A 22,504-nucleotide genomic window follows, 5' to 3' on the forward strand; every position below is an offset into this window, starting at 1 on the left:
CCCCCGCCAACCGGAGCCCCCTCCCGATGACCCGCAAGACCAGCCTGATCGCCGCCGCCATCGCTGTCGCCCTCGGTGGTTCCTCGTTCGCCGCCCTGGCCCAGCAGACCGGCACCGCCGCCAACACCCTGGACACGGTGATCGTCACCGGTACCCGCGTGGCCGACCGTACCGTGGCCGAATCGCAGTCGCCCATCGACATCATCACCCCGGAAATCCTGCAGTCCACCGGCAGCGGTGAACTTGCCACGGCGCTGTCGCGCGCCCTGCCCTCGCTGAACTTCCCGCGCCCGGCCCTGACCGACGGCACCAGCGGCGTGCGCCCGGCGCAGCTGCGCGGCCTGTCGCCGGACCAGGTGCTGGTGCTGGTGAACGGCAAGCGCCGCCACACCTCAGCGATGATCAACGTGAACGGCACCATCGGCCGCGGTTCCTCGGCGGTGGACATCAACGCCATTCCGATCGCCGCCATCGAGCGCGTGGAAGTGCTGCGCGACGGTGCCTCGGCGCAGTACGGTTCGGACGCCATCGCCGGCGTCATCAACATTGTGCTGAAGGGCAGCGGCAGTGGCGGCAGCCTGGCGGTCGATTACGGCCAGTACTCGGCCGGTGACGGCAACAAGTACCAGCTCTCCGGCGATACCGGCCTGGAATTCGGCGGCGGCCGTGGCCGCGTGCACGTGGCCGGCCAGATCAGCCAGCAGGATGAAAGCAACCGCGCCGGCCCGTACCGCGGCACCACCCCGAACACCGGCAACTACCCGTCCATCGGCCAGACCACCTTCGTGGTGGGCGACCCGAAGGTGGACGCCACCGCCGTGTCGGCCAACGCCAGCTTCGACTTCAGCGACCACATCACCGGCTACGCCAACGCGATCCTCAGCAACCGCGACATCACCTCGTTCGCCTTCTACCGCTCGCGCAACCACAACAGCCAGAGCGCGCTGCTGGCCCAGGTCTACCCGGACGGCTACGTGCCGGAAATCAACCAGTATTCCAAGGACCGTTCGGTGGTGGCCGGGGTCAAGGGCAACACCGACAGCGGCTGGACCTGGGACCTGAGCCTGAACCACGGCGAGAACACCCTGGATTTCCACACCCGCAACAGCATCAACTACAGCCTCGGTGCCAGCAGCCCGCGCTCGTTCTACGACGGCACGCTGAAGTACCAGCAGGATGTGTTCAACGCCGATATCACCAAGTCGCTGGACTGGGGCCTGGCCTATCCGGTCACCCTGTCCTTCGGCGGTGAATACCGCAAGGAGAAGTGGGACCAGAACCCGGGCGAACTGAACTCCTACACCGGCAGCGGCGCGCAGGGCTTCGGCGGCTTCACCCCCACCAATGAAGTGCATGCCGACCGCCACAACTACGCGGTTTACGCTGGCCTGGAAGCGGACCTGACCGACAAGTTCTCCGCCGGCATCACCGGTCGCTACGAGGATTACTCGGACTTCGGTGATCGTTTCTCGGGCAAGCTGTCGGCGCGCTACGCCTTCACCGACAAGGTCGCGCTGCGGGCCACCGCCTCCAGCGGCTTCCGCGCACCGTCGCTGGCCCAGCAGGGTTACCAGGCGGTCACCAGCCAGTTCACCAACGGCGTGTTCGTCGAACGCGGCACCTTCCCGACCACCAGCACCGCCGCACAGGCACTGGGCGCTTCGCCGCTGAAGGCTGAAACCTCCACCAGCTACAGCGTGGGCCTGGTGCTGCAGCCGGTGGACCGCCTGTACGTGACCGTGGATGCGTACCAGATCGACATCGATGACCGCATCGCGCTGTCCTCCAGCATCACCACCAACACCGCCACCAGCAACCTGCTGGCCGGTCTGGGGCTGCCGCAGGTCACCGCGTTCTCGTACTTCACCAACGGCCTGGATACCCGCACCCGCGGCGTCGACTTCGTGTCCAGCTACACCGTGCCGTTCAGCGCCAGCAGCCTGGAGCTGACCGCCGCCTACAGCTACAACGACACCGAAGTGCGCCGCGTGGGCGGCACCCCGGCAGTGTTCAGCACGCTGGGCCTGACCCAGTCGCTGATCGGCCGTGATGAGATCGGCCGCATCGAAGACAGCTACCCGCGCGACAAGACCATTGTCAGCGGCACCTGGCGTTCGGACCACTGGGAACTGGGCCTGGCGGCCACCCGCTACGGCGAATTCACCGTGCGCAACTCCGCCACCGCCCTGCGTGACCAGACCTACGGCGACAAGTGGGTGCTGGACGCTTCGGTGAGCTACAAGCCGAGCAGCAACTGGACCCTGACCCTGGGCGCGGACAACCTGCTGGACGAGTACCCGGACCGCACCGAAGACCTGCAAAACTCGACCTTCGGCATGCTGCCCTACAGCAACTACTCGCCGTTCGGCTTCAACGGCGCGTATGTGTACGGCCGCATCAAATACAACTGGTAAGCGGTATCGGTAGCGCCGGGCCACGCCCGGCGGTGCTGACCCGGGGTCAGAGCCCTTTTCGCCAGAAACGGGATCTGACCCCGTTCGCATTTTCGGTTTGCCGTATGTGGCCGCATCGGTGAAAATCGGGGCATCCCCCGATTACCTGCGAGTGCCGATGCACCATGACACCGACCTGATCAACATCGTGGCCGTTGGCCTGGGGCTCGCCTTCATCTTCGGTGCCCTGGCCAACAAGCTGCGCTTGTCGCCTCTGGTCGGCTATCTGGTCGCTGGCATCTGCGTCGGCCCGTTCACCCCCGGCTTCGTGGCCGACCAGGCCCTGGCCAACCAGCTGGCCGAGCTGGGCGTGATGCTGCTGATGTTCGGCGTCGGCCTGCACTTTTCCCTGAAAGACCTGATGGCGGTGAAGGCCATCGCCATTCCCGGCGCCATCGGCCAGATTGCCGTGGCCACCCTGCTCGGCTGGGGCGTGGCCTGGTTGATGGGCTGGCCGGCGCTGCACGGGGTCATCTTCGGTTTCTCGCTGGCCACCGCCAGTACCGTGGTGCTGCTGCGGGCCATGGAAGAGCGGCGCCTGCTGGAAACCATGCGCGGCAAGATCGCCGTCGGCTGGCTGATCGTGGAAGACCTGGCCTGTGTGCTGGCACTGGTGATGATGCCGGTGTTGGCCGGTGTATTCGGCCCCGATGCCGCCAAGGAAACCCACACCCTGGGCAGCGTGCTGGCCGATATCGGCTGGACGTTCGTGCAGCTGGGCCTGTTCGTGGCGGTGATGCTGGTGGTCGGCCGCCGGGTCATTCCGTGGATCCTGGAACGCATTGCCGGCACCGGTTCGCGCGAACTGTTCACCCTGTCGGTGCTGGCCATCGCGCTGGGCGTGGCGTTCGGCTCGGCCATGCTGTTCGGTGTGTCCTTCGCGCTGGGCGCCTTCTTCGCCGGCATGCTGTTGAACGAATCGGAGCTCAGCCACAAGGCGGCGCACGATTCGCTGCCGCTGCGCGACGCCTTCGCGGTGCTGTTCTTCGTCTCGGTGGGCATGCTTTTCGACCCCAACATCATCGTGCAGCACCCCTGGCAGGTGCTGGCTACGGTGGCGATCATCATGTTCGGCAAGTCGGCCGCCGCGTTCTTCATCGTGCGCGCCTTCGGCCACCCCACCAGCACCGCGCTGACGATCTCGGCCAGCCTGGCGCAGATCGGCGAGTTCGCCTTCATCATCGCCGGCTTGGGCGTGGCGCTGCAGATCCTGCCCAAGGAAGGCCAGTCGCTGGTGCTGGCCGGTGCGCTGGTGTCGATCATGCTGAATCCGCTGGTGTTCGGCCTGCTGGACCGCTGGCAGGCCAAGCAGGAGCAGCTGCCGCAGGCACCGGAACCGGAAGAGGCCATCGGCCCTTCGCGCGATCTGCATGACCACGCTATCGTGATCGGCTACGGCCGGGTGGGCAGCGAGCTGGCCCAGGTACTGCGCGACCGCGGCGTGCCGGTGCTGGTGATCGATGACAACAAGGAACATGTCGAGCAGGCGCATGCCAAGGGCCTGGCGGCGATCCGCGGCAGTGCAGCCGCCGACCGGGTACTGGCCGAGGCCCATCCCGAGCGCGCCAAGATCGCGGTGCTGGCCATTCCGCAGCCGCTGGAAGCCGGTGAAGCGCTGGCCAAGCTGCGCGCCATCAATCCCGACCTGACCCTGCTGGCACGCGCGCACAGCGATGCCGAAGTGAAGCATCTGCTGGAACACGGCGCCGATGGCACGGTGATGGCCGAGCGCGAGCTGGCCTATTCGCTGGCGGAAATGATCATGTCCACCCCGCCGTACCGGAACTTGGGGCAGAACAGCATTCCGGTGGTGTAACGGGTGTGCGGCAGGGCTTGCAGCCCTGCACCTGCAGAATCAACGTCAACGTCAACGTCAAAAGCCTGCGTTCCATGGGATCGCGGGATGGGTCCGATTGAGGGGGACGCTGCAAGTACGTCCATGTAAGCTCGGTCGCCGCATCCATGCGGCTCACGCCCCCTCAATCGGACCCACCCCGCCTTCGACGGTTTCCCGCAGCTGTTGGTGGGTGCCGACTGATTGTCGGCACGGGTCGGTTCTCGTTGCTATGCAACGGGCTCTGCTCTGCCTCTGCTTTGGTAGGTGTCGACCTTGGTCGACACGGTGGCGCATGGGGTCAGATCCCAGAAACAAAAATCCCCGGCGGGCCCGCACCCGCCGGGGATCTGCATTGCCATGTTTGCCACGCCTTGGAGAGGCAGTTCCACCGTAACGCATCGCGCGGCCGGTGGTGATCGCCTTCGGCGATGACGACCAAGCGTGCGGCTATCAGGCGCTGGCCAGCGCCTGCTGCAGATCGGCCTGCAGGTCGCCGATGTGCTCGATGCCGATCGACAGCCGTACCGTATCCTCGCTCACGCCGGCCCGGGCCAGTTCTGCAGCATCCAGCTGACGGTGCGTGGTCGAGGCCGGATGCGTGGCCAGCGACTTTGCGTCGCCGAGGTTCACCAGGCGGGTGAACAGCTTGAGCGCATCCAGGAAGCGTGCGCCTGCATCGCGGCCGCCAGGCAGGCCGAAGGTCAGCACGCCAGAGCCGTGCCCACCCAGGTAGCGCTGCGCGGCGGCATGTTCGGGGTCGTCGGGCAGGCCTGCATAGCGCACCCACGCCACTTTGGCGTGCGCCTGCAGGTACTGCGCCACCGCCAGCGCATTGGCATTGATCCGCTCCATGCGCAGGGCCAGGGTTTCGATGCCCTGCAGGATCAGGAAGGCATTGAACGGTGACAGCGCAGCCCCGGTGTTGCGCAACGGCACCACCCGCGCGCGGCCGATATACGCAGCCGGCCCGAGCGCTTCGGTGTACACCACGCCGTGGTAGCTGGGGTCGGGCTGGTTCAGCCGTGGGAAGCGCTGCGCGTGCGCGGCCCAGTCGAAGCGGCCCGAATCGATGATCGCCCCGCCCAGGCTGTTGCCGTGACCGCCCAGGTACTTGGTCAGCGAATGCACCACGATGTCGGCACCGTGCTCGAACGGGCGCAACAGGAATGGCGTGGCCACGGTGTTGTCGACGATCAGCGGCACGCCGGCGGCGTGTGCCACCTCGGCAATGCCCGCGATGTCGGTGACATTGCCGCGCGGGTTGCCGATGGATTCGACGAACACCGCCTTGGTGCGCGCATCGATCAGCGCGGCGAACGCGGCCGGATCGGCCGGGTCGGCGAACCGCGCCTGGATGCCGTACTGCGGCAGCGTGTGCGCCAGCAGGTTCAGGCTGCCGCCGTACAGCGCACTGGCCGCCACGATGTTGTCCCCGGCCTCGGCGATGGTCTGGATGGCATAGGTGATGGCGGCCTGCCCGGACGCCAGGGCCAGCGCCCCGATGCCGCCTTCCAGCGCGGCCAGACGCTGCTCCAGCACATCGGTGGTCGGGTTCATGATGCGCGTGTAGATGTTGCCCGGCACCTTCAGGTCGAACAGGTCCGCGCCGTGCTGGGTGTCATCGAAGGCATAGGCCACGGTCTGGTAGATCGGCACCGCCACTGCCCGCGTGGTCGGGTCGGGACGGTAGCCGCCGTGCACGGCCAGGGTTTCCAGTTGCCACTGCGGATCGCTCATTGCACACCCTCCAGGCGGTAAACCGCCACCATAGGGCAGCGCGCGCACCTTCCTGAGAGCGCATGGTGATAACGCCCGTACTGCTGGCTATCAGCGCGCGTCGGGCACGCAGGCGGGGGCCTGGCCATTGCCGCACAGGGCGACGTCGCGCAGCCAGCCCATCCAGGTCACCACATCCTTCGGTTCGGGTTCGGACCGGAATGCCTTCTGCACGGTGTGGAAACCCTGCAGCCCCTGGATGCCCTTGATCCAGGTGAACTCCGGCTTGCCGGTGCCGGGGTTGCGCGGGCAACCGAGCATCAGCACCGCGAAGGGGCGGCCCTCCTCCTCGCCCTCGCCCACCCAGTTGGCCTGCGCATCGGGACAGGCCAGCTTCCAGCCGGCTTCGATGATGCCCAGGAACTCGCGCGGGGCGGCGTTGGCGGCGTGGGGGGCGGTGTTCACGGTGACCATGTCGGTCCAGTCCTGCACGGTCTGGCCCTGCGGGACGTATTCGACCAGGCGGTTGCCCTGCGGATCGGTGTCCTGGTGGGCCTGTGCGTAACCGGGCATGGCTGGCAAGCGGGCCTGCTCGGTGTTGGCTGCCAGTGCGATTGCCGGAGCCAACGCCGCGCTCAGGCTGAGATGGACCAAGGTGAGTCGGCATGTCATGGATGGAACTCCTTCTCCTGGGGTTTGGAAGCCGAGGGACCGGCGAGCGCCAGTGGCATCCATAGCATTACGCGTTTCGGCAGGCCAGCAGCACCGGGTGACGCAATCGGCAGAGCCATAGTCCAGCAGCCGGTGAATTCCTGCGATGAAACTGAGATCAATGCCACATAACAGGCACAGTCGGCACACAGAACGGAAGTGTGCACCTGCGCAGCCGTATCGTTGAGACACCCCCCGGTGATGGAGCGTCGCATGGATGAGATCAAAGATCACCCCGACGGCACGCGCCGGGTTTCATTCGGGCGCCTCCTGCTGTTGAGCCTGCTGATGCTGCTCGGCGCATGCGGGAGCAAGGAACGCGCGCCGCCGCTGTATGAAGCCAATCCATCGCCGAGGGAGGCGTATGAGGTGGTGGTTACTACGCATGACGCGCCGGAGGACATGTACGCATTCTCGGCATCAGTGACCTACGCGATTGAGAATGAGGACTGCCTTCCGCCCATAGAGAATTTCGAAGGCGTCCGCTATGAACCGGACACGCACACCTTGGAAATTCCGATCAAGCGGACGGGACAGCGCGAGTACTTGGGAGTTTTCTTCAACGACGGGATGCTGGAACAGGACTACTACGGACGCGGCAACTGTCGATGGTCCGTGCAGTCAGTAGGAGCGGTTCTGAAGACTCCTGCATCCAACGCCTACACCTACTTCACTGTGTCCAAGCCCTTCGAGAAGAAAGGAACCGTTACACGCTATGCACTGAAGGACATCCACCCGTCGGAGAACGATGGACGGATCCATCCTGCAAGGGATTGGTCACAAAAGATGTTCGACGAAAAAGTATCCCCGCTCGAGCATGACAAATTCTTCTCGTTCAGCATATCGACCAGCGCAGGGAAGCCCCAGCCATGAGCAGGAACGCAGCAGCAGATCTCGCGATGGACACCTACAGCGCGCCACCGCGCCCCCAGACGGCAGCCCGCCCCGGGTCAGCGCAGGAGGTCAACTGTTCGAGATTGTTGGTCACCTCGACATGCCAAGTGGCTACCAAGGCTCCATCTACAGAAACGTCGGCACAGGTGACTACGTCGTAGCCCACCGCGGCACCGAGTTCGACCGCGAGCTGCTGAAGGATGGTGTCGTAGACCTCGGCATGGTCACCACGCGCTTCAATGCACAGCTCAAGGACGCATTGGAACTAACACGACAGGCCAAGGTCATGGCCGAGCGCGATGGCACCCAGCTTTCCGTCACTGGCCACTCGCTCGGTGGCGGCATGGCGCAGGTCACCGGCCATCGCCATAATCTTCCCGGCGAGGCATTCAACCCGTATGGCGCGGCCAGCCTGGGCTATCGCATTCCCAGCGGTCAGCCGGCGCATGCGGCGACCTTCGTCAACCATGTCACGGCCGGCGACTTCGTCAGCGCGGCCGGCAAGCACTACGGCAGCGTCGAGATGTATGCCTTGCCGGGCGAACTGGCCACCCTGCGCGGCGCAGAGCTCGCTTCCCGCCTGCCTGGAGTCCTCTCCGCCGCAACCCGAGCCCCGCTGCCTGCCATCGCGCTGTCCGATTCGCACCGGATGAAGCACTTTGTTGATCGGGTCGAAGACGGCGTCGAAATCAAATCAGTCCTGGATGACCCGTCAGCACGGATCACAGATCCTGAGGATCAGCGAAGAGTCGACGCCTATCGCACAAGCATCCGTCAGCTGCGCGCGACCGTCACGGTGATCGGACGTGGCGGACCCGGCCTGGTGCTGGACGCCGTGGACACGCTCCGCGGCGCGGATGAACCCGGCGCCTACGCCGAGCGCCAGGCCGAGGCGGCAAAGCGCGCCGCGCATCCTTTCAACCCCGCCGAACACCGCAATGCGCCCAGCTCCCACGGCGGTCCGCAACGCGAGCGTCCCGAGTTCCAGACGGCATCGCCCTTGGGCCAGCGCCTCGACGAGCTGCTCAACGCAGACCCTGAGCGCTTCAAGATCCTCAACCAGCAGATGTCCATCGGTGAGGCGGGTCAGGCGTTGAACCAGCAGGCGCGCAATCAGGTGAACGCAGAAGACGCGGCGCGCGAGTACAACCAGGAACAGGCACGCCAGCATGGCCTGCAGCAGGAAACGCAGGCGGCCGCCATGCGTCGTTGATGCAGTGGAGACAGGACCATGGATGAGCGTGAGCTTGAGGAACTGATCAGCAAGACCGCCGTGCTGATGGAACGCTACCAGCGGATCTGCGCGGAAATGGCCCAGCAGCAGTCACATCTGTCGGCCGCACTGAATGGCCTCACGCAGTCGTTGCCACAGCAGTTCCGCCGCAGCGCGGACAACGCCATCGCTGGATTGACCCGCGAGGGCAGCGCCGCCGTCAAGCACGCCCTGCTCGCCCCCGTGGGCGCTTACGAGCAGCAACTGACCGCCTCTGCAGAGCATCTTGGCCGCAGCACCGACGCGCTGGCTGCAGAAGTGAAGCGCCTGCAACTCACGTCGCGCGGTGTGCTGTGGAAAAGCGTGACCATCGCCTTGGCCAGCGGCACCACCTTGTTGGCCGGTGCGGTATGGCTGGGCGATCGCTACACGGCAGAGATCAACCGCAACCAGGTCGAGGCCCAGCTGCTGCGCGCCTACAACCGCGCCGACGTGGTGCTGTGCGGAAAGGAACAACTGTGCGCCAACGTAGATATCCGCGGCAGCGGTGTCGGCGATAACGGGCGTTACCGCCCGGTACGCCCCCGCCCGTAGGCGGGGACGCACACGACTGCATCAGGCCTTGGCGAACACCAGCTGGCCGCCATCGTTGCCTACCTCGATGGTATCGCCGTTGGCGAATGCACCGGACAGTATCTTCTGCGCCAGCGGATTCTCCAGCTGCGACTGGATGGCACGCTTCAACGGCCGCGCACCATACACCGGGTCGAAGCCCACGTTGCCCAGCAGGTCGAACGCCGCATCGGACACCACCAGCTTCAGCCCGCGCTCGGCCAGGCGCTTTTCCAGGCCACGCATCTGGATGCGCGCGATCTGCTTGATCTGCTGCTTGTCCAGCGGGTGGAACACCACGATGTCGTCCAGGCGGTTGATGAACTCCGGGCGGAAGTGCGCCTGCACCACACCCATCACCGCCGCCTTCATCTGCGTGTAGGCCTCCGGGCTGTCGTCGCCGCTCATGTCCTGGATCTGGTGCGAACCCAGGTTCGAGGTCATCACGATGACGGTGTTGCGGAAGTCCACGGTGCGGCCCTGGCCGTCGGTCAGGCGGCCATCGTCCAGCACCTGCAGGAGGATGTTGAAGACATCGGTGTGTGCCTTTTCCACCTCGTCCAGCAGGATCAGCGAGTACGGCCGACGGCGCACGGCCTCGGTCAGATAGCCGCCTTCTTCATAGCCCACGTAGCCCGGGGGCGCACCGATCAGGCGCGCCACACTGTGCTTTTCCATGAACTCGCTCATGTCGATGCGGATCATCGCGTCGGCGCTGTCGAACAGGAACTCGGCCAGCGACTTGCACAGCTCGGTCTTGCCCACGCCGGTCGGGCCCAGGAACAGGAACGAGCCGGCCGGCCGGTTCGGGTCGGACAGCCCGGCACGCGAACGGCGCACGGCATCGGAAACGACCTTGATCGCTTCTTCCTGGCCGACCACGCGGTTGTGCAGCACCTCTTCCATGCGCAGCAGCTTGTCGCGTTCGCCTTCCAGCATCTTGTTGACCGGAATACCGGTCCAGCGCGAAACCACCTCGGCGATTTCCTCGTCGGTCACCCGGTCCTGCACCAGCTTGAAGTCGTTGCTTTCGGCTTCCTGGGCAGCGGCCAGCTGCTTTTCCAGCTGCGGCAGCAGGCCGTACTGGATCTCGCTCATGCGCGCGAAATCCTGGCGGCGCTGGGCAGCTTCCAAGTCCAGCTTGGCCTGCTCCACCTGTTCCTTGATCTTGGTCGCCCCCTGCAGCGCGGCCTTCTCCGATTTCCAGATTTCGTTCAGATCGGAGAACTCGCGCTCCAGGCCGTCAATGTCATTTTCCAGATCGGCCAGACGCTGCCGCGACGCATCGTCCTTTTCCTTCTTCAGCATCTCGCGCTGGATCTTCAGCTGGATCAAGCGGCGTTCCAGGCGATCCAGTTCTTCCGGCTTGGAATCGATCTCCATGCGCAGGCGCGAGGCGGCCTCGTCCATCAGGTCGATGGCCTTGTCGGGCAACTGGCGGTCGGTGATGTAGCGGTTGGACAGGGTGGCCGCGGCGACGATGGCCGGGTCGGTGATCTCCACGCCATGGTGCACGGCGTACTTTTCCTTCAGGCCACGCAGGATGGCGATGGTGTCCTCCACCGACGGTTCGCCCACGAACACCTTCTGGAAACGGCGCTCCAGCGCGGCATCCTTTTCAATGTACTTGCGGTACTCGTCCAGCGTGGTGGCACCCACGCAATGCAGTTCGCCACGTGCCAGCGCCGGCTTCAACATGTTGCCTGCATCCATCGCGCCGTCGGCCTTGCCGGCGCCGACCATGGTGTGCAGTTCGTCGATGAACAGGATGATCTGCCCTTCGCTCTTGGCCAGGTCGTTCAGCACGCCCTTCAGGCGCTCCTCGAATTCACCGCGGAACTTGGCGCCGGCAATCAGCGCGCCCATGTCCAGCGACAGCACGCGCTTGCCGCGCAGGCCTTCGGGCACTTCATCGTTGACGATGCGCTGGGCCAGGCCTTCGACAATGGCGGTCTTGCCCACGCCGGGTTCGCCGATCAGCACCGGGTTGTTCTTGGTCCGGCGCTGCAGCACCTGGATGGTGCGGCGGATTTCTTCATCGCGGCCGATCACCGGGTCCAGCTTGCCGCTCTCGGCGCGCGCGGTCAGGTCGATGGTGTACTTCTCCAGCGCCTGGCGCTGCTCTTCGGCATTTTCCGACTGCACGTTCTCGCCACCACGCAGCTTGTCGATGGCCGCCTGCAGGCGGGTCTTGTCGGCGCCGGCGGCGCGCAGCGCCATGCCCAGCGTGCCGCCGTCTTCCAGCGCGGCCAGCACGAACCATTCGCTGGCAATGAAGGCATCGCCATTCTGCTGGGCCAGCTTGTCGGTGTGGTTCAGCAGGCGCCCCAGGTCATTGCCCAGCGACACGTTGCCGGCCTGCCCGGATACCTTCGGCAGTGCATCCAGCGCCTCGGCCAGGCGCTCGCGCAGCACCGGCACGTTCACCCCGGCCTGGGCCAGCAGCGGCCGCGTGCTGCCGCCCTGCTGGTCCAGCAGCGCGCTGAACAGGTGAACCGGTTCGATGATGCTGTTGTCGCGGCCCACGGCCAGCGACTGTGCGTCTGCCAGCGCCTGCTGGAAACGCGAGGTGAGCTTGTCCATCCGCATTGCGAATCCTCATCGGTTACAGAGCCGGCCCGCGCCGGCGATGCAGGAAAGATGCGGTTGCGCCACCGCGTTTCAAGGGTGACTGCGACTGCACCCGGGGGTCGGTCAGGCTGTGGCAAGCATGCGCCGGCGCCCGTGGGCACCGCGTTGATCCGGCGCAATCGGTGGGCAAGGACTGGCACGGCCGCCCTGCCGATGCCATACTTGCGAATCATTCTCATTTCGATCCGTGCGCCTCGGCGCCCTACGCATGCACGCTTCCCACCCGAACTTGGCCACGTTGTACCGCGACCACCACCGGTGGCTGCGCGGCTGGCTGAGCGGACGGGTGGGCAACCGCGATGTGGCCGATGATCTGGCCCAGGATACGTTTGCGCGCCTGCTGCTGGATCGTGACCTGGCCGCGCTGCGCGAACCGCGTGCCTTCCTAACCACGGTGGCGCGCGGGCTGGCCGCCAACTGGTTCCGCCGGCAGGCGCTGGAACGCACCTATCTGGAGTACCTGGCTCAGTTCCCCGAACCCGCCCTGCCCTCGCTGGAGGAACAGGCGCTGGTGCGCGAAGCGCTGCAGCAGATCGACGCCATGCTGGACGGCCTGCCGGCGATGGCACGCCGCGTGTTCCTGCTGGCGCAGTTCGATGGCCTGCGCTACGACGCCATTGCCGAACAGCTGGGGCTGTCGCTGTCCACGGTGAAGCGCCATATGAAGCGGGCCCTGCTGGGCTGCCTGGCGCATGCGCCCTGAGCCGGGCGGTGGCGCGGCGCTGTCGCCACGGGTGCTGGAACAGGCCGCCGACTGGCTGATGCGCCTGCACGACGACGGCAGCCCGACACAGCGCGCGCAATGGCAGCGCTGGCACGATGCCGCCCCGGAGCATGCACGCGCCTGGCAACGTGCCGAACGCCTGCTGGCGCTCAGCGCACAGGTACCGCCCACGCTGGCCCACGAGGCGTTGCAGCGCCCGGCTTCGGCTGGCCGTCGCGCGGTGCTGCGCAGCGTGGCCGCGCTGCTGGTGGCGCCGCTGGGCGGTTGGTTGGCCTGGCGGTTGTATGACGAAGCCGCCTGGGATGCCAGCGTGCGCACCGCCGTGGGCGAGCGCCTGCGCCGCGTGCTGGACGACGGCAGCCTGCTGCACCTGGCCACGGCCAGCGCCGTCGATATCGCCTTCGACGGCCAGCAGCGCCTGCTGCGGCTGCGCCGCGGCGAGATCCATATCGACACCGCGCCCGACCCACAGCGCCCCGCGCGGCCGTTCCGCGTCGCCACCCCGCAGGGAATGCTGCAGGCGCTGGGCACCCGCTTCAACGTGCGCCTGTTCGACGACGCCACCCTGCTGGTGGTGCAGGAAGGCGCAGTGCAGGTGACCACCGCCGCCGGTGCCAGCCAGCGCGTTGCCGCCGGCCAGCAGCTGCGCTGGGGGGATGCCGGCCCGGCCGCACCGCAGCCCGCTGCGCCCGGCAGTGACGCCTGGCTGCACGGCATGCTGGTGGCCGACAGCCTGCCGCTGCGGGCGCTGCTGCAGGAACTGGGCCGCTACCACCGCCGGTGGCTGCGGGTGGATGACGATGTGGCGGCCTTGCCGGTGTCCGGCGCGTTCCCGCTGGTCGACCTGCCGCGCAGCCTGTCGATGCTGGCCGCCACCTATCCCCTGCGCATCGATCAGGGCCTGACGGTGCGCGTGCGCGCGGCCGCCACGCCGCGGTGACACTTTTTTCGATCCTGCGTGGCAGAGGAAGTGAATCCTTCTTCTGCTGGCTCCCTCCATGCCTGTGATCCCGCCCCGCTTCCGCTACAGCCTGCTGGCCATCGCCCTGGCTGCCACGCCCGCCTTCGCCCAGACCGCACCCGCCGGCCAACCCGCCAACGCACCGGCCACGGCATCGTTGGGCAGTGCGCTGAGCGCCTTTGCCGCCCAGCATGGCGTTGCCCTGTCCTTCGATCCGGCGCTGACCCAGGGCCGCACCGCGCCGCCGGTCGATCCGGCCGCAGGCGTGGATGCAGGCTTCAGCACGCTGCTGCAGGGCACCGGCCTGCGTGCGGTGCGCCGCGCCGATGGCAGCTACACGCTGCAGGGCACGCAGACCACCCGGCAGACGCAGCCGCTGCGCGTGGGGGCGTCAGACGGCAAAGTCGCGCTGCCGCAGGCGCTGCCTTTCGGCCAGGGCGTCACCCTGGATGCCGATGCGCTGGATGCGCAGGTGAAGGGCAACGGGGACATCGCCACGGCCCTGCGCAGCAACCCGGCGGTGCAGTTCAGCGATACCAACCGCAGCAGCCGCAACATGGGCGAAATCCGCCCCGATGATTTCAGCATCAACGGTGCGCCCTACTACCAGAACCTGTTCCTGCTCGATGGCGCCACGATCAACAACGATATCGATCCGGCCGATACGCCTGACAGCGGCAACCCGGCGCACAACTTCGATGTGCCCGGCGGCGCGCAGGGCATCGCCGTGGATGTGGACCTGCTGGAATCGCTGACCGTCTACGACGCCAACGTGCCGGCCTCGTTCGGCCACTTCCTGGGCGGCGTCGTCGACGCGCGCAGCCGCTCTGCAACCGATGGCCTGCACGGCAAGGTCTGGTTCCGCATGGCCCGTTCGGCCTGGGACAGCATCATCGCCAACGACGCGCAGCAGGAGGAGTTCGAGGAATCGGACACCTACAAATACCAGCCGCAGTACGACAAGTACCGCGTCGGCGCGCGGCTGGAAGGACGCACCCGCGGCGGTCTGGGCATCATCGGCACCTTCACCCGCACGCGCTCGGAGATCCCGCTGCGTGCATACGCCGGCGGCCGCGAAACCACCGGCGCGGACGTCAACACCCGCACCCAGACGCGTGAGAACACCAGTGCCACGGTGGCCCTGGACTGGAGCAATGGCGAGGGCCTGCAGCTTGGCGCCAACCTGTCCTACGCGCCCACCGACGATGTCTACTTCATTTCCAACTCGCGCGATTCGTACTTCAGCATCAAGTCCGGCGGCCCCACCGCCAGCCTGCGCGCGAACTGGACCGGCGCTGCCTGGACCCTGCGCAACACCCTCAACTACAGCGATGTGGAAACCAGCCGCCGTGGTGACCTGGACTACATGCGCAACTGGCTGATCTCCGACGACTTCGACTGGGGCGTGTCTGGAATCAGCACCGAGGGCAGCTGGGGCAACATCGACCAGCATGACCGCCGCATCGGCTACCGTTTCGTGGCCGACCGCGAGCCGCTGCAGCTGGGCAGCAGCGAACACACCCTGCAGTTCGGTGCCGGGGTGCAGCGCCGCGATGGCGACTACCAGCGCCTGAACGACCACCGGGTGCTGTTGAGTACCGCCGCCACCCGCAGCTGCACGCTGTCCGACGGCAGCGTGGATGACTTCAGCTGCTCACTGTCGCCGACCCGCAGCGGCGGCACCGGCCAGTACTTCAAGCGCATGTTCCTGTTCCATGCCGGCCAGTTCGAAGTGAGCGGCGAAGAGTACGAAGCCTGGCTGCAGGACGAAATCCGCATCGGCAACTGGAATATCCGTCCCGGCCTGCGCCTGGACCGCAACAACCTGTGGAAGCAGACCAACGTGTCACCGCGCCTGGCCGCGTCGTGGGACGTGCTGGGTGACCAGCGTACGGTCATCAACGCCGGTGTGAACCGCTACTACGGGCGCAGCTTTTACAGCTACCTGCTGCGCGATGGCCGCGAGCGCCTGCGCGACACGCTGGACCGCACCAGCGCAAGCACCCGCTGGGAAGATGCCAAGAGCACCCGCAACGTGGCCAGCAACCGCCTGAGCGATGTCGATTCACCCTACACCGACGAATGGACCCTGGGCGTTGACCAGCAGGCGTTCGGCCTGCAGTTCCACCTGAAGTACGTGGACCGCCGCAGCCGCAAGGACATCCTGCGCCGCAAGGTCGACAGCCCGGACCGCGACCTCTACAACCTCAACACCTTCGAGTACACCAACGAAGGCCGCAGCGATTCGCAGACCTGGACGCTGTCGGTCAGCCCGCAGCGCCCGTGGGAGTTTGCCGGCACCCGCAACAGCTTCCAGTTTTCGGCCGACCACACCAATGTGAACCGCAACTACAACAGCTACGAAGACACCCTGGACCTGTTCGAGCGCGTGCGCCTGGATGGCAAGCTGATGTACCGCTATGAACTGCCCGCCACCCAGTACCTGCGGCCGTGGAGCGCGCGCCTGAGCACCCGCACCGACATTCCGGCGTGGGGCCTGAGCTGGAACAACTTCTTCCGCTACCGCGCAGGCTTCGAAGGCACCACCCAGGGGGCTCTGGAGATCATCGACGGCGAAAGCGTACGCAACCTCACCACGCGCCGCTTCTCCGGCAGCTGGACCTGGGATGCCAACCTGGAATACCGCCGGGCCCTGCCGCGCGAGCAGGAAGCCTATGTGCGGGTGGAAGTGCAGAACGTGCTCAACCGCAGCAACCTGACCACGGCCAGCGGTGCTTCCGCCGGCACCATGTACTTCGAACCCGGCCGCAGCTTCTGGCTGGAAATGGGCTATTCGTTCTGAAGTGACGGCCCGGCTCCCCCGTGCCGGGCCACTGCCGATGCAACGCATGCACCTTCTGCGCGTGTTCCTGCCCGTCGCCGCCCTGTTGCTGGGCGGCGCGGGCGGGCCTGCGCCTGCGAGCGACACGCCTTGCCCTGACCCGCTGCCCGCACGCCCGGACGCGGCCTGCCTGCGCGCGCTCTACGGCGGCCCGGCAGCGCAATGGCCAGCGCCGGATGTCGAACCGGGCGTCACCTGGCAGGAACTGGCGCCGCTGCCGGTGCCGGTGGACCCAGCAGACAACCCGTCCACGCCGGCCAAGGTGGAACTGGGCCGCCGCCTGTTCTTCGATCCGATCCTGTCACGTTCCCGGCAGTTGGCCTGCGCCAGTTGCCACGACCCCGACCTGGGCTGGGCCGATGGACGCCGCGTCTCGTTCGGCCATGACCGCCAGGCCGGCCGCCGCAACGCCCCCAGCGTGCTGGCCACTGCGCACGTGGCGCCGTTGTTCTGGGATGGGCGCGCCGCCACGCTGGAAGCGCAGGCACTGGGGCCGATTGCCGACCCGGTGGAAATGGGCTTCAGCGTGAATGGCGCCGTGCGCCGCCTGCGCCGCGATGCCCGCTATCGCAGCGATTTTTCGGCGGTGTTCGAACAGCCGCGCATCGACGCGCAGCAGCTGGGCCAGGCCATCGCTGCGTTCCAGCGCAGTCTGTCGCCACGCAACAGCCGCTTTGATCGCTTCCTGCGCGGCAATGTGCGCGCACTGGACGATGCGCAGCTGCGCGGCCTGCACCTGTTCCGCACCCAGGCAGGCTGCATGAACTGCCACGGCGGACCGGCGCTGACCGACAACGGTTTCCACAACCTGGGCCTGCACTTCCACGGTCGCCCGCGGCAGGATCTGGGGCGCTACGAGATCACCGCTGATCCGGCCGACAGCGGTCGCTTCCGCACGCCATCGCTGCGGGGCGTGGCAAACACCGCGCCGTACATGCACAACGGGCTGATCCCGCGTCTTTCCGGCGTGCTGGCGTTCTACAACGTGGGCGCTGGCCGGCCACGCGCGCCGACCGATCTGGCCGATGATGCGCCACCATTCCCGCAGCCGGACCCGTTGCTGCGCCCGCGTGGACTCAACCGGCAGGACCTGCAGGATCTGGAAGCCTTCCTGCAGGCGCTGTAACGGCGGGCCAGTCAGGAGCCGCGTGGCGGCAGCAGCGGCGCCGCCTGCGGCACCGGTACCGGGCAACCAAAGGTGCCGGCCACGTCCAGATACAGGCTGTAGCGCTGGGTGGTCGCGAAGCCTGCCTGCCAGTCCGGATTGAACAGGCGCCCCGGTTCCAGGGCCAGGTCCACCGGCAGGTTCAACACTTCATCGCCAATCATCACCGGGGTGGTGGCACCGGCGTACCTCAGATCGCGCGCGCCATCGGTGGTGATGATGTTCCTGCGCTGCACGGCCGCCGGCGGCGGCGCCGTTGGCGGAATGCCGCTGGCCATGAACGCACCGTTGAAGCCGGTATCCAGCTGCACCAGGACGCTGTCCTTGCCGGCACGGATCGGATAGCGCAGCTGGTAATCATCGCCGGTGAGCGATGACACAGTGGCCATGCGCCGCGTACAGGGCACCTTGCTGGACGCGGCCTGCACCACCAGCGCGTCCTTGTCGATGCGCACCCGGCCCAGCGCGCGCAGCACGTCCAGGCCGATGCGCGGCAGATCGTCCTGCCCCAGCACCACGAAGGACACCTGGTGCACCGCCAGTCCGCCAATGTCCAGATCCATCGGCGCGGCCAACGCATACAGCGCATCACCGTTGGCGTCGGCCACGGCGAAGCCCTCGGTCAAGGCCAGCCCCAGTTCGGCGGCCAGGGTGCGGCCGATCTGCGAGCGTGCTGCGCCGGTATCCACATGCACGCGCAGGTCGCGTTCGCCGGCAGCGGTCTTCACTTTCAGGGTGATCGTCGGCAGCTCGTTCTGCAGCTGGATCGGCACGCTCACATCGGCTGCAGGTGCGGCAATCGGTTCGGCGCTGCGCGGCCACTGCAGGAAGCGGTCGAACGTAGGTTCGCTCACGCTGGCCACGCGCACCGTGTGCGGCGCATCTTTCAGCATGGGCAGGATATCGCTGTCCAGGCGGGTACGAACGTCCTGCATCTGCCGGGCCCAACCGGCAATATCACCCTGCAGCAGGGCGTTGCCGGCCAGGGTGGCCGAACACAGATAGGCCACGCCCTTCACCGAATCGGCAGGCTCGCTGGCCACGCCCTCCAGGCATTGACGGGCCGCGCGGCTGGAATTGTCCAGCTCGCCACGCACACGGTAGTAGCCTGCGGCGCCCAAGCGCCCCTTGGCACCCTTTGCCTGGCCCATGGCCTGCAGGGCCGCAAGGCGCGCATGCTGCACGTTGGCCGTGTAGCCATAGGGATCGTTCACATCGCCATTGGCCACGTCGGCCGCCGCAGTGCTGAACGATGCGAGCATGGCGCCGAGCGCCAGCGCGGTGGTGCGCATCAAGGTCACTCCTGTCTACCCAGTGCCTGACCCTAGCACATTGGCCGTTGCATGCGACTGCGTGCGCTACACACCGCGGGTGATCGCCGCGCGGATCTGCCGCAACGTCTGCTTCACTGCCTGTGCCTGTTCGGCACTCATGCGCAGCAGCAGCTTCTGCCCCACCGAGCGCGACTGCAGCGCGGGATCGACGAAGCGATACCGGCCACGCTCGTCGCGCTGCACGGCCAACGGACGCGCAGGCTCGGGCGTGTCCAGCAGGTGATCGATCACCGCCACCAGGCGGTCATTGAAGTACCCCGGCGAATGGCCCGATTCAACATATGCCTGCTGGATGAGCGGATAGAAGCGCACATAGGCCTTCGCCGCCGCTGCAGGATCTACGGCAGTAAAGGCCTGCACATAGGGGGCGTAGCGGGCGGCATTGGCGGCCGCGATGTGCTCGCCACCCTCGCCCGCTTCCACCTGCAGTGCACCGGCCAGTGGGCGCGTGGCCAGTGCCGATGGCGGAGCACTGGCCTTGTCCAGATTGTCGACATGGGTCACCACGCGTTGGATCACGTGATCACGCAACAACAGCGCCAGCGTGTCTTCACCCTGGAACAGCCCGCGCAGCGCGGTCCATGCTGCCGTATCGCTGTCGTCCATGTTCGGCAGTGCCGGATCTGCAGCAGCATCGGTATCCAGCGGATGCTGGATCTTCGGCGTGGAAGGCACGGTTTCCGTGGCCGCCATCGGCGGCGGCGCCGCGCTTGCAGCGGGCGTTGGCTGCACAGGCACCTGCACCTGGTCTGCCAGCCCCTGCCACTGGTCGCGGAACAACCACGCGCCCGCGCCACCCACCACTACCACGCCCAGTACCCAGGGCCAAACAGCCTTCCCACTCTTCTGCATGATGCGCAACCTCGCTCTGCATGTGCCTGCACACCGTATGACCCGCCTACGGTGCCGCGGTTCCCGCGCGGCCCGTGCACAAGCACCTGCGACCACGCGTTTACACAGCATCTTCGCGCAGGGCGCATGAATGCCCGCTACGTCGCTTCGGAAAATTCAATGAAACACACCGCCATCCTCCGCTTGTTCCAGCCCGGCATCGTGCTGTTCGACCCGTGCGTATTGCACGCGTTCGTGCAGGCGCACGTTGCGCCGGGCGAAGCGCTGTTCAGCCGGTTTGTCGAGGATCCGGCACTGGGTGATGCCGCCGTGCGCGCGGGCGCCGTGCTGCCGATGTATCCCATCGAGGAAGACGACTACGCGGTCTTCGTTGTAGGCAGCGTGCCACCGAGCCGTGCCACGCGGCATTTCAGCCATCCGGGCCTGCCACTGCAGGTAGACAGTGGCGTGCTGATCGCCGCTGACCTGCATGCGGTGATGGAATGGGATGCAGACTTCTTCCTGCACTACCGGCAGCGCCTGCAGGAGCGGTTGTTGAACAGTGATTACCCGGAGGTGGCAGCGGGCCGCTACGAGGTGCGCATTCAAGGCTATACCGGCCTGCCGCAGCCCCACCCGCCGCAGGGCTATGGGCTGGAACTGCGCGCCGCGGCGCAGCTGCCAGTGACGCAGGCAGGGGAAGATTTCGACTTCGCCCTGCCGCTGGCGGCGCCTGTGGCGTGACCCCAGGCGCTACGCATCAATGGGCCGTGTCAGCCAACGGCTTCACCGGCTGCTTCTGCAGCGACAGCAGCCCCAGCAGCACGGCCAGCGCCACGTAGGCCCCGGCGAACTGCCAGCTGATCACGCGGGCCAGGCCCTCCAGGTTCCAGGGCAGGTAGATGCCACCGCGCGGATCCACCGAATGGATCAGGCCGAACAGAGTCAATGCTGCCGCCACCAGCAGGAAGCCGCAGGCACGGCGCAGGCGCCCATCGACCATGGCCGCGACGGTGGCGATCCACAGCATGGAGGTGATGATGAAGCCATTGCCCAGGGTGAAGATTACCGCCAGTTCCGGCAGACCGTGGCCATCGACAGTGGTGAGCATGGCGCCCAGCGTTTCGGCCGGAATCCAACCCGGTGCCTTGATCGCCAGCAGATAGGCCGCCGACGGCAGGAAGCCGAGCACCATTGCACCGGCATGCTGGCGCGGGGTGGCCTGGAAGGCCTGGGTGGTGATGTCGATCGACACATACACGATGATCGGCGCCAGCACGGCCAGCGGCAGCCACTGCACCAGCCCGGAGATGATGCCCAGCATGCCGCCGATGCCGACGAACAGGCCGGTCAGCAGGGTGTAGCCGCTGCGCGCGCCCATGTGCTTGTACGCCGGCTGGCCGATGTACGGCGTGGTCTGCGCCACGCCGCCGCAGAGACCGGCCACCAGGGTGGCAAAGGCTTCCACCAGCAGGATGTCGCGGGTGCGGTAGTCATCGCCGGCGGCGCGTGCGCTTTCGGACACGTTGATGCCGCCCACCACCATCAGCAGGCCGAACGGCAGCAGCAGCGGCAGGTAGGTCATGGCCGTCGGCAGGCCGTCGATGAAGCCCAGCGTAGGCAGCGGCAACACCACCTGCGGCGGTACCCAGGCCGGAATGGCGAAGCCCGGCACACCCAGCCCGGCCAGGCCCAGCCCGTAATACAGCACGGTGCCGAACACGAAGGCCAGCAGCACGCCCGGGCCGCGCACCGGCAGCTTGCCCTTGGCGATCAGCACATACAGCAGCAGGCTCAGCGTGGTGAAGCCCACCAGCGGCGAACGCAGGGTTTCCAGCAGCGGCAGCAGGCCCATCAGCACCAGCGCGATGCCTGCGATGGAGCCCAGCAGCGCCGCACGCGGCAGCGCGCGGGTCACCGCTTCACCGAAGAAGGACAGGATCAGCTTCAGCACGCCCATGATGACCAGCGAGGCCATGCCCAGCTGCCAGGTGGCGATGGCCGCGGCATGCGGATCCATTCCCTGCTGCTTGAAGGCCAGGAACGCCGGGCCCAGCACCAGCAGGGCCATGCCGATGCTGGTGGGTGCGTCCAGGCCCAGCGGCATGGCGGTGACATCGTCGCGGCCGGTGCGCGCGGCCAGGCGGCGCGCCATCAGGGTGTACAGCAGGTTGCCCACCAGCACGCCGAAGGCGGTACCGGGGAACATGCGACCGAACACCACGTCGGCGGGGAACTGGAACATGCCGACCAGGGCCATGGCGATGAAGCCGAGGATGGACAGGTTGTCGACGACCAGGCCGAAGAAGCCATTGAAGTCGCCGGCGACGAACCAGCGGCGCGGGGCAGCGGAAGCGGGAGCGGACATGGAAGGGACGGTGGGGGTGGGGACCGCCGATGGTAGGCCCAGCGAGGCCCGGGCGCCAATTCCCGGGTGGAATGATGGGTTCCAGCCAACGGCGGACCCCTCGTGGCTGGGTTGGTCGTCGGAGCGGGATCCGGGGCCGGGCCGGGCGGGTAGCCCGCGCAGGGGACGCTGCAAGTACGTCCCTGTAAGCTCGGTCGCCGCATCCATGCGGC

Annotated in this window: 16 protein-coding genes; 10 read left to right on the forward strand and 6 right to left on the reverse strand. The window is 66.9% G+C overall.

Going from position 1 to position 22,504, the window contains the following annotated elements; all coding sequences use genetic code 11:
* Window positions 1–26 precede the first annotated feature (26 nt).
* Entirely contained in the window at window positions 27–2,414 is a 2,388-nt protein-coding gene (locus IAE58_RS14610; protein ID WP_199934060.1) for a TonB-dependent receptor, read from the forward strand.
* A gap of 157 nt (window positions 2,415–2,571) precedes the next feature.
* A complete protein-coding gene (gene ybaL / locus IAE58_RS14615; protein ID WP_108750868.1) occupies window positions 2,572–4,269 on the forward strand; it encodes a YbaL family putative K(+) efflux transporter in 1,698 nt (565 codons plus the stop codon).
* 471 nt (window positions 4,270–4,740) lie between these two features.
* Here ybaL and IAE58_RS14620 read toward each other — a convergent pair whose 3' ends face one another.
* Window positions 4,741–6,027 carry an aminotransferase class V-fold PLP-dependent enzyme gene (locus IAE58_RS14620; protein WP_199934059.1) on the reverse strand — a complete coding sequence of 429 codons (1,287 nt, stop codon included), beginning with the start codon at window positions 6,025–6,027 and terminating at the stop codon, window positions 4,741–4,743.
* Window positions 6,028–6,117: 90 nt separating this feature from the next.
* A complete protein-coding gene (locus tag IAE58_RS14625) occupies window positions 6,118–6,678 on the reverse strand; it encodes a hypothetical protein (protein WP_233614966.1) in 561 nt (186 codons plus the stop codon).
* A 252-nt stretch (window positions 6,679–6,930) separates the two neighbouring features.
* Between IAE58_RS14625 and IAE58_RS14630 the strand changes: the two genes are divergently transcribed.
* From IAE58_RS14630 to IAE58_RS14640, 3 genes are all read left to right on the forward strand, one after another.
* Window positions 6,931–7,590, forward strand: coding sequence for a hypothetical protein (locus IAE58_RS14630; protein WP_199934058.1), 660 nt, complete (start codon window positions 6,931–6,933; stop codon window positions 7,588–7,590).
* Window positions 7,591–7,711: 121 nt separating this feature from the next.
* Window positions 7,712–8,824, forward strand: a complete 1,113-nt coding sequence (locus IAE58_RS14635; RefSeq protein WP_199934057.1) for a hemolysin — start codon at window positions 7,712–7,714, stop codon at window positions 8,822–8,824.
* A gap of 18 nt (window positions 8,825–8,842) precedes the next feature.
* Window positions 8,843–9,418 (forward strand): relaxation protein, encoded by a 576-nt coding sequence (locus IAE58_RS14640; protein ID WP_199934056.1) that lies wholly within the window; start codon window positions 8,843–8,845, stop codon window positions 9,416–9,418.
* Between the two features lie 21 nt (window positions 9,419–9,439).
* On the opposite strand, the gene clpB is transcribed toward IAE58_RS14640, so the two are convergent.
* Window positions 9,440–12,025 (reverse strand): ATP-dependent chaperone ClpB, encoded by a 2,586-nt coding sequence (gene clpB / locus IAE58_RS14645; RefSeq protein WP_199934055.1) that lies wholly within the window; start codon window positions 12,023–12,025, stop codon window positions 9,440–9,442.
* A gap of 250 nt (window positions 12,026–12,275) precedes the next feature.
* On the opposite strand from clpB, the gene IAE58_RS14650 reads away from it, so the two are divergent.
* Genes IAE58_RS14650 through IAE58_RS14665 form a run of 4 tightly spaced genes read left to right on the forward strand, consistent with a single transcriptional unit; the run spans window position 12,276 to window position 17,720 of the window.
* Complete coding sequence (locus IAE58_RS14650; RefSeq protein WP_199934054.1) at window positions 12,276–12,770, forward strand: sigma-70 family RNA polymerase sigma factor; 495 nt, start codon at window positions 12,276–12,278, stop codon at window positions 12,768–12,770.
* On the forward strand, window positions 12,760–13,731 hold the full coding sequence (locus IAE58_RS14655; RefSeq protein WP_199934053.1) for a FecR domain-containing protein: 972 nt from the start codon (window positions 12,760–12,762) through the stop codon (window positions 13,729–13,731). The genes IAE58_RS14650 and IAE58_RS14655 overlap by 11 nt, the downstream gene beginning before the upstream one ends.
* Before the next feature lie 58 nt (window positions 13,732–13,789).
* The gene (locus tag IAE58_RS14660; protein ID WP_199934052.1) at window positions 13,790–16,555 is read left to right on the forward strand and encodes a TonB-dependent receptor plug domain-containing protein; all 2,766 of its coding nucleotides are present in this window, start codon (window positions 13,790–13,792) and stop codon (window positions 16,553–16,555) included.
* Window positions 16,556–16,601: 46 nt separating this feature from the next.
* On the forward strand, window positions 16,602–17,720 hold the full coding sequence (locus IAE58_RS14665; RefSeq protein ID WP_199934051.1) for a cytochrome c peroxidase: 1,119 nt from the start codon (window positions 16,602–16,604) through the stop codon (window positions 17,718–17,720).
* An 11-nt stretch (window positions 17,721–17,731) separates the two neighbouring features.
* Here IAE58_RS14665 and IAE58_RS14670 read toward each other — a convergent pair whose 3' ends face one another.
* A complete protein-coding gene (locus IAE58_RS14670; RefSeq protein WP_199934050.1) occupies window positions 17,732–19,051 on the reverse strand; it encodes a retroviral-like aspartic protease family protein in 1,320 nt (439 codons plus the stop codon).
* 66 nt (window positions 19,052–19,117) lie between these two features.
* Window positions 19,118–19,945: a DUF3014 domain-containing protein gene (locus IAE58_RS14675; RefSeq protein ID WP_199934049.1), complete on the reverse strand. Its 828-nt coding sequence runs from the start codon at window positions 19,943–19,945 to the stop codon at window positions 19,118–19,120.
* 159 nt (window positions 19,946–20,104) lie between these two features.
* Here IAE58_RS14675 and IAE58_RS14680 point away from each other — a divergent pair, with 159 nt between their 5' ends.
* Entirely contained in the window at window positions 20,105–20,668 is a 564-nt protein-coding gene (locus IAE58_RS14680) for a hypothetical protein (RefSeq protein WP_199934048.1), read from the forward strand.
* 16 nt (window positions 20,669–20,684) lie between these two features.
* Here the strand turns inward: IAE58_RS14680 and IAE58_RS14685 are convergent, their stop codons facing one another.
* On the reverse strand, window positions 20,685–22,292 hold the full coding sequence (locus tag IAE58_RS14685) for a hypothetical protein (protein WP_199934047.1): 1,608 nt from the start codon (window positions 22,290–22,292) through the stop codon (window positions 20,685–20,687).
* Window positions 22,293–22,504: the final 212 nt, after the last annotated feature.

Origin of the sequence: Stenotrophomonas sp. S49 (assembly GCF_016624905.1) — a bacterium.
Lineage (GTDB): Bacteria > Pseudomonadota > Gammaproteobacteria > Xanthomonadales > Xanthomonadaceae > Stenotrophomonas.